6 protein-coding genes and 1 riboswitch are annotated in these 7,351 nt (G+C 68.7%); all 6 genes read left to right on the forward strand.

The window, feature by feature from the left end; genetic code table 11:
- The first annotated feature begins 55 nt into the window (after positions 1-55).
- Positions 56-1,000: a serine/threonine protein kinase gene (locus OA56_RS00330; RefSeq protein WP_461583101.1), complete on the forward strand. Its 945-nt coding sequence runs from the start codon at positions 56-58 to the stop codon at positions 998-1,000.
- Positions 997-1,914 (forward strand): PP2C family protein-serine/threonine phosphatase, encoded by a 918-nt coding sequence (locus OA56_RS00335; RefSeq protein WP_461583102.1) that lies wholly within the window; start codon positions 997-999, stop codon positions 1,912-1,914. Before OA56_RS00330 ends, OA56_RS00335 begins: the two co-directional genes overlap by 4 nt.
- 3 nt (positions 1,915-1,917) lie before the next feature.
- Entirely contained in the window at positions 1,918-2,631 is a 714-nt protein-coding gene (gene rph / locus OA56_RS00340; RefSeq protein WP_461583103.1) for a ribonuclease PH, read from the forward strand.
- Positions 2,628-3,239, forward strand: a complete 612-nt coding sequence (rdgB, locus tag OA56_RS00345; protein ID WP_055422433.1) for an RdgB/HAM1 family non-canonical purine NTP pyrophosphatase — start codon at positions 2,628-2,630, stop codon at positions 3,237-3,239. The genes rph and rdgB overlap by 4 nt, the downstream gene beginning before the upstream one ends.
- A complete protein-coding gene (gene hemW / locus OA56_RS00350) occupies positions 3,236-4,381 on the forward strand; it encodes a radical SAM family heme chaperone HemW (RefSeq protein WP_461583104.1) in 1,146 nt (381 codons plus the stop codon). Before rdgB ends, hemW begins: the two co-directional genes overlap by 4 nt.
- 9 nt (positions 4,382-4,390) lie before the next feature.
- Positions 4,391-4,457: riboswitch (S-adenosyl-L-homocysteine riboswitch) on the forward strand.
- A gap of 51 nt (positions 4,458-4,508) precedes the next feature.
- Positions 4,509-7,351 (forward strand): methionine synthase (gene metH / locus OA56_RS00355; protein WP_461583105.1); only part of this gene is annotated, 2,843 nt, incomplete at its 3' end.

The raw sequence follows: 7,351 nt of genomic DNA on the forward strand, positions 1-7,351 counted from the left end.
ATCATTGAGTGATTCCACGCTTCGTCCGAGGCGGTTTATCATACCCGGTCCGGCCATGTCGACACAACAAAACGCTCCGTTGCCCGAGGGGTGGCTCGTGGAGGGCTACCGCATTCTCGACCTGCTCGCCAAAGGGGGGTTTTCTTTCGTCTATCGCGCCCGCGATCGCGAAGGAAAAACGGTGGCGATCAAGGAGTATCTGCCGCATACCCTGGCGCGGCGCGAGGAAGGGGATATCGAGCCGGAGATCCTGCCCGATTGCGAGCGGGCCTTCCTCTTCGGGCTGAAGTGTTTCTTCGAGGAAGGGCGGTCGCTCGCGCGCATCAATCATCCCAACGTGATCCGGGTGCTCAACTTTTTCCGCGCCAACCAGACCGTCTACATGGTGATGCAGTATGAAGAAGGGCGCACGCTCCTGCAGTACATCCGGCAAAAGCACGGGGGGCTGCGCGAGAGTTTCATCCGGGCGATGGGCTTGCGGGTCCTCTCGGGCCTGCGTGAGGTGCATACGCACAAGCTGCTGCACCTCGACTTGAAACCGGCCAACATCTACCTGCGGCGCAACGGCGATCCGGTGCTGATCGATTTCGGCTCGGCGCGCCAGAGCCTGTCTTCCGACCAGGAGTGGGTGCGCACGATGTTCACGCCCGGCTACGCTCCGCCCGAGCAGCTCAGCGGCAAGCGGGAGGACATCGGGCCGTGGACCGATCTCTACAGCTTCGGCGCCACGCTCTATACCTGCGTCACCGGGCAGGCGCCGCCGCGGGCGGAGGCGCGGCAGGAGAAGGACGATCTGGCGCAGCGCCTCGAACCCTATCGGGAGCACTATACGCCGGAGCTGATCGATCTCATCGTCGACCTGATGCAGCTCGATCCCGAGAAGCGGCCGCAGAGTGCCTATGCGGTGCAGAAGGTGCTCTCGGCCTACGTGCCGTTCTTGGTGGCCGCCACCGAATACCGCTCGCTGATGCCGTCCCTTCCTGAAGGAGCCGAACGATGAAGTTCTCCATCCATCAGGCCACGAGCGTGGGTGGAAGGCCGGTGAACGAAGACCGGGTGGGCTATGCCTATTCGCGCGAGGCGCTCCTCATGGTGCTCTCCGACGGTATGGGAGGGCATGCGGCTGGCGAAGTGGCGGCGCAGATCACACTGCAGAGCCTCATCCAGGCGTTTCGCCTGTCGGCCAAGCCGCGCGTCGAGGATCCCTTGAGTTTCCTGTCGCAGGCGATCATCAACGCGCACTATGCGATCCTGGAATATGCTCGCGTGAATCACATCGAGGGGAACCCGCGTGCGACGGTCGTCACCTGCCTCGTGCAGGAAGGGGGATACGCCTGGTGGGCGCACGTGGGCGATTCGCGCCTCTATCACATCCGCCATGGCAAGGTGCTCACGCGCACCATCGACCACTCGCACGCGCAGCTCCTGATCGAACAGGGGGTGCTCAGCGAGGCGCAGCTGCGCACGCACGACAGCCGCAACCGCCTCTATTGCTCGCTCGGCGGGGAAACCTTGCCGCACGTCGACTTCGGTCGGCGGGCGGTGTTGCAGCCGGGGGACGTGCTCGCCCTGTGTTCCGACGGGCTGTGGGGGGTGCTCGACGACGAGGAGATCGCCGAGCGCCTCGCGCGCGGGCCGCTCGTGCGGGTGGTGCCCGAACTGGTGGAGCAGGCGGAGATGGAGGCGGGGCCCAACTCGGACAACGTCTCGCTCATCGCCATGCGTTGGGAGGAGGGCGAACCCTCCTTGGCGCCGGACACGGTTTCCACCGAGACCATGGCGCTCGACCAGGTGACGACGGCCTTCTCTCTGCCGCAGCAGCCGCCGGGTTTTTCGGCCGAACCCCTCGACAACGAAGAGATCGAACGGGCGATCCGCGAGATCAACGAGACGATCCAGAAATTCAAGGGATGATGCATGAGGCATGATGGCAGGCGCGCCGACGAACTGCGTCCGGTGCGCATCGAGCGCGGCTTTACCGAATACGCCGAGGGCTCGGTGCTGATCGCTTTTGGACGCACGCGGGTGCTGTGCACCGCGAGCGTGGAGGAATCCGTGCCGCCCTTTCTCAAAGGGACGGGGCAGGGCTGGGTGACGGCCGAATACGGCATGCTGCCGCGCGCCACGCACACGCGCACGCCGCGCGAGGCGGCCAAAGGGAAACAGGGCGGGCGCACGCTGGAGATCCAGCGCCTGATCGGGCGCTCGCTGCGCGCGGTGGTGGACCTGGCGGCGCTGGGGGAGCGGCAGGTCGTGCTCGATTGCGACGTGCTGCAGGCCGACGGCGGCACGCGCACGGCGGCGATCACGGGGGCCTGGGTGGCGCTCGCCGATGCGTGCGAGGCGCTGGTAGCGCGAGGGGTGCTCTCCGCTTCGCCCGTGCGCGACCAGGTGGCGGCGGTGTCGGTGGGGCTCGTGGGGGGCGAGGTGTTGCTCGACCTCGATTACGCCGAGGATTCCACCTGCGACACCGACATGAACGTGGTGATGACCGGCGCGGGCGGCTTCGTCGAATTGCAGGGCACGGCCGAGCACGGGGCGTTCGACCGGAAGGCGCTCGAAGCCCTGCTCGCGCTCGCCGAGAAAGGGATCGGCGAGTTGCTTGTCGCCCAGCGGGAGAGCCGGGCGTGAGTTCGGGCAAACGCCGGGTGGTGCTCGCGAGCAACAACGCGAAGAAGGCGGCCGAGCTCGAGGCGCTGCTCGCTCCGCTCGGCTGGGAGGTGCTGGCGCAAGGGGCGCTGGGCATTACGGAGGCCGAGGAGCCGCATCCGACCTTCCTGGAAAATGCGCTCGCCAAGGCGCGGCACGCGGCGGCCGCTTCCGGCTTGCCGGCGATCGCCGACGACTCGGGCCTGGCGGTGCCGGCGCTCGGGGGAGCGCCCGGGGTGCGCTCGGCGCGCTTCGCGGGGGAGCCTCGGTCGGACGCGCGCAACAACGTGGCGCTGCTCGCGGCGATGCAGGGGCTCGAAGGGGCGGCGCGGCGGGCGTTTTTCTATGGCTGCGTGGTCTTTTTGCGGTCGGCGGAAGATCCTCTGCCGCTCGTGGCCGAGGGGCGCTGGTGGGGTGAGATCCTCACGGAACCGCGTGGGGAGAGGGGATTCGGCTACGATCCGCTCTTCTACCTCCCGGCGCTGGGCAAGACCGCGGCCGAGCTCTCGCCGGAAGAGAAGAATCGCCTGAGCCACCGTGGCCGGGCCTTGCGCCGGCTGAGGGCGCGGCTCGCGCGGGAGGAGGCTTGAGCGCGTTCGATCCGGCGCGGGTGCCGCTGTCGCTCTACGCGCACGTGCCCTGGTGCGTGCGCAAGTGCCCCTACTGCGACTTCAATTCCCATCCGCTCGCAGGCGAGGTGCCGGAGGCGGAATTCCTCGCGGCGGTGGAAGCCGACCTCGCGGCCGAGGCCGAGCGCGCGGGCGGGCGGCCGATCGACACGGTCTTCTTTGGCGGCGGCACGCCGAGCCTGCTCTCGGGCGAAGCGCTTGAGCGGCTCATGGCGGCGATTCGACGGCACCTGCCGCTCGCGCCCAATGCTGAAGTTACGCTGGAGGCGAACCCCGGCACCTTCGAAGCGGCGCGCTTCGCGGCCTACGCGCAGGCCGGGGTGAATCGGCTCTCACTGGGGGTGCAGAGTTTCGACGACGCGGCCCTGCGGCGGCTGGGGCGCATCCACGACGGGACGCAGGCGCGCGCGGCGCTCGCCGCGGCGGTGCGCGTGTTTCCCCGCGTCAATGTCGATCTGATGATCGGCCTGCCCGGCCAGAGCCCGGCGGCGGCGCTCGCCGACGTGGAAGCGGCGCTCGCTGGCGGGGCGACGCATCTCTCCTGCTATCAGCTCACGATCGAGCCGAATACGCCTTTTGCCGCTGCGCCGCCGGCCTTGCCTGCCGACGAGGAGCTGGCGGCGATCGAGACGGCGGTGGAGGAGCGGCTCGCGCGTGCGGGCTTCGTCCACTACGAGGTCTCGGCCTGGGCGCTGCCGGGGGAAGCCTGCCGGCACAACCTGAATTACTGGGGCTTTGGCGACTACCTGGGCGTGGGGCCGGGGGCGCACGGCAAGCTGAGCACGCCCGGAGGCATCGTGCGGCGCATGAAGCACAAGCACCCGCGCCGCTATCTGGCGGCCGTCGCCCCTTTCGTGCAGGAAGAGGCGGTGGTGGCGCCCGAGGCGCTGCCCTTCGAGTTTCTCATGAACGCGCTGCGGCTGCGCGCGGGGGTGCCGCGGGAATGGTTCGCGGCGCGCACGGGTCTTCCCTTGGAGACGCTCGCACCGCGCTGGGCGCGGCTCGAAGCGCAGGGGCTGGTGGAGCCGCTTTCCTGGCGCATCGCCGTCACCGAGCGCGGCTGGCGCCTGCTCAACGCGGTGCTGGAAGCATTCTTACCGTAAAATACGAGGCTTTCCGAGGAGCGTTGCAGCGGCGCCTCGCCGCCAGGCTCGGACAGGACAACGACGCTCGTGAAGCCCTGCCGCCGGCTGGCTTCACGGGCGTTTCGCTTTTGTGGAGGAAAGAGGCATGCAAGCGGACCGGACCGAGGAGCTCGTGCGCCTGCTGCGCGAGCGCGTGCTGGTGCTCGATGGCGCCATGGGGACCATGATCCAGCAGTACCGGCTGACGGAAGCCGATTTCCGCGGCGAGCGGCTGCAGGATCACCCGGTGGAGCTCAAGGGCGACAACGATCTCCTGGTGCTCACGCATCCGGAGGTGATCGGCGAGATCCACCGCGCCTATCTGGAGGCCGGGGCGGACGTGATCGAGACCAATACCTTCAACGCCACGCGCACTTCGCAGGCCGACTACGGCCTGGCGCATCTCGCCTACGAGATCAACCGGGAAGCGGCGCGGCTTGCCCGAACGCTGGCCGACGCATACAGCACGCCGGACAAACCCCGCTTCGTGGCCGGCGTGATCGGCCCGACTTCGAAGACGCTGTCGCTGAGCCCCGACGTGAACGATCCCGGCTTTCGCGCCATCGACTTCGACACGCTCGCGGCCGACTATCTCGAATCGGCGCGCGCGCTGGTGGAGGGCGGGGCGGATCTGCTGCTCATCGAGACGGTGTTCGATACCTTGAACGCCAAGGCGGCGGTGTTCGCCCTCGAGCGCCTCTTCGAAGAGTACGGACGGCGCTGGCCGGTGATGATCTCCGGCACCATTACCGATGCGGCCGGGCGCACGCTCTCGGGGCAGACGCCGGAAGCCTTCTGGGCTTCGCTCGCGCACGCACGCCCGCTCACTTTCGGGCTCAACTGCGCCCTGGGGGCGCGTGAGCTGCGTCCGCACGTGGAGACGCTCGCGCGCGTCTGCACCACCTTCGTCTCGGCCCACCCCAACGCAGGGCTGCCCAATCCGCTCTCGCCCACCGGCTACGACGAGACGCCCGAGGCGCTCGCAGCGGAGATCGCCTCCTGGGTCGAGGCGGGCTGGGTGAACCTGGTGGGCGGGTGCTGCGGCACGACGCCGGCGCACATCGCGGCGATCGCTCGGGCCGTGGAAGGCCGCGCGCCGCGCCCGCTGCCTCGGGCCAAACCCGTGATGCGGCTCGCAGGGCTCGATCTCTTCGAAATCGGACCGGACTCGCTCTTCGTGAACGTGGGCGAGCGCACCAACGTGACCGGCTCGAAGAAATTCGCCCGCCTCATCCTCGAAGAGAAGTACGACGAGGCGCTGTCGGTGGCGCGCCAGCAGGTGGAGGCCGGCGCGCAGATGATCGACGTCAACATGGACGAGGCGATGCTCGATTCCACCGCAGCGATGACGCGCTTCCTGCGGCTCGTGGCCGTGGAGCCGGACATCGCGCGCGTGCCGGTGATGGTCGACTCCTCCAAGTGGGAGGTGATCGAGGCGGGGCTCAAATGCCTGCAGGGCAAGGGCATCGTCAATTCGATCTCGCTCAAGGAGGGGGAGGCGGCCTTCCTCGCGCAGGCGCGGCTCGCGCGGCGCTACGGGGCGGCGGTGCTGGTGATGTGCTTCGACGAGCGCGGCCAGGCCGACGGCTTCGCGCGCAAGATCGAGATCGCCGAGCGTGCCTACCGGCTGCTGGTGGCCGACGGATTCCCGCCCGAGGACATCGTGATCGACCCCAACGTGTTCGCCATCGCCACGGGCATTGCCGAGCACGACAACTACGCCGTCGATTTCATCGAGGCGGTGCGCTGGATCCACACCCACCTGCCGTACGCCAAGACGAGCGGCGGCATCTCCAACGTCTCCTTCGCCTTTCGCGGCAACGAGACCGTGCGCGCGGCCATCCATACGGTGTTCCTCTATCACGCCATCCGCGCCGGGCTCACCATGGGCATCGTCAATGCCGGGCAGCTGGGCATCTACGACGAGCTCGAGCCGCGGCTGCGCGCGCTGGTCGAGGACGTGGTGCTCAACCGCCGCCCCGGCGCGGCCGAGGAGCTGGTGGCCTACGCCCAGACCCTGCAAACGGGCGAGGCCAGGGCGGAAGAAGTGCAGGAATGGCGCTCATGGCCGGTGGAGAAACGCCTGGAGCATGCGCTCGTCAAGGGCATCACCGAGCACGTGGTCGAGGATACCGAGGAGCTGCGCGCGCGCTTCGCCGCCGAGGGCAAGGGGCCGCTCGCGGTGATCGAGGGGCCGCTCATGGCCGGCATGAACGTGGTGGGCGATCTCTTCGGTGCGGGCAAGATGTTCCTGCCGCAGGTGGTGAAATCCGCCCGGGTGATGAAACTCGCGGTGGCGCACCTGCTGCCCTACATCGAGGCGGAGAAGGCGAAGACGGGCGGGCATACCAAGGGGCGCCTGGTGCTTGCCACGGTGAAGGGGGACGTGCACGACATCGGCAAGAACATCGTCGGCGTGGTGCTCGCCTGCAACGGCTACGAGGTGCACGACCTGGGCGTGATGGTGCCGTGCGAGAAGATCCTCGCCGCGGCGCGCGAGCTGAAGGCGGATGCGATCGGGCTCTCCGGGCTCATCACGCCCTCGCTCGAGGAGATGGCGCACGTGGCCGCCGAGATGCAACGCCAAGGCTTCACCGTGCCGCTCTTGATCGGGGGCGCGACGACCAGCCGCACGCACACGGCGGTGAAGATCGCGCCGCACTACGAGGGGCCGGTGGTGTATGTGCCCGATGCCTCGCGGGCGGTGGGGGTGGTCTCGGCGCTGCTCTCGCCGGGCGAGCGCGAGGCGTACGTGGCCAAGCTGCGCGAGGACTACGCGCGCATCCGCGAGCGGCACGCGGCCAAGACCGGCTACACCCTGCTGCCGCTGGAAGCCGCGCGCGCCAACGCGTTTCGCACCGACTGGACGGCCTATGCGCCGCCGCGCCCGCGCCGCTTGGGGGTGTTCGCCGAGGAAGTGCCGCTCGCGCGGCTCGTGCCCTACATCGA

It is taken from the genome of Tepidiphilus sp. HLB4 (assembly GCF_054823945.1).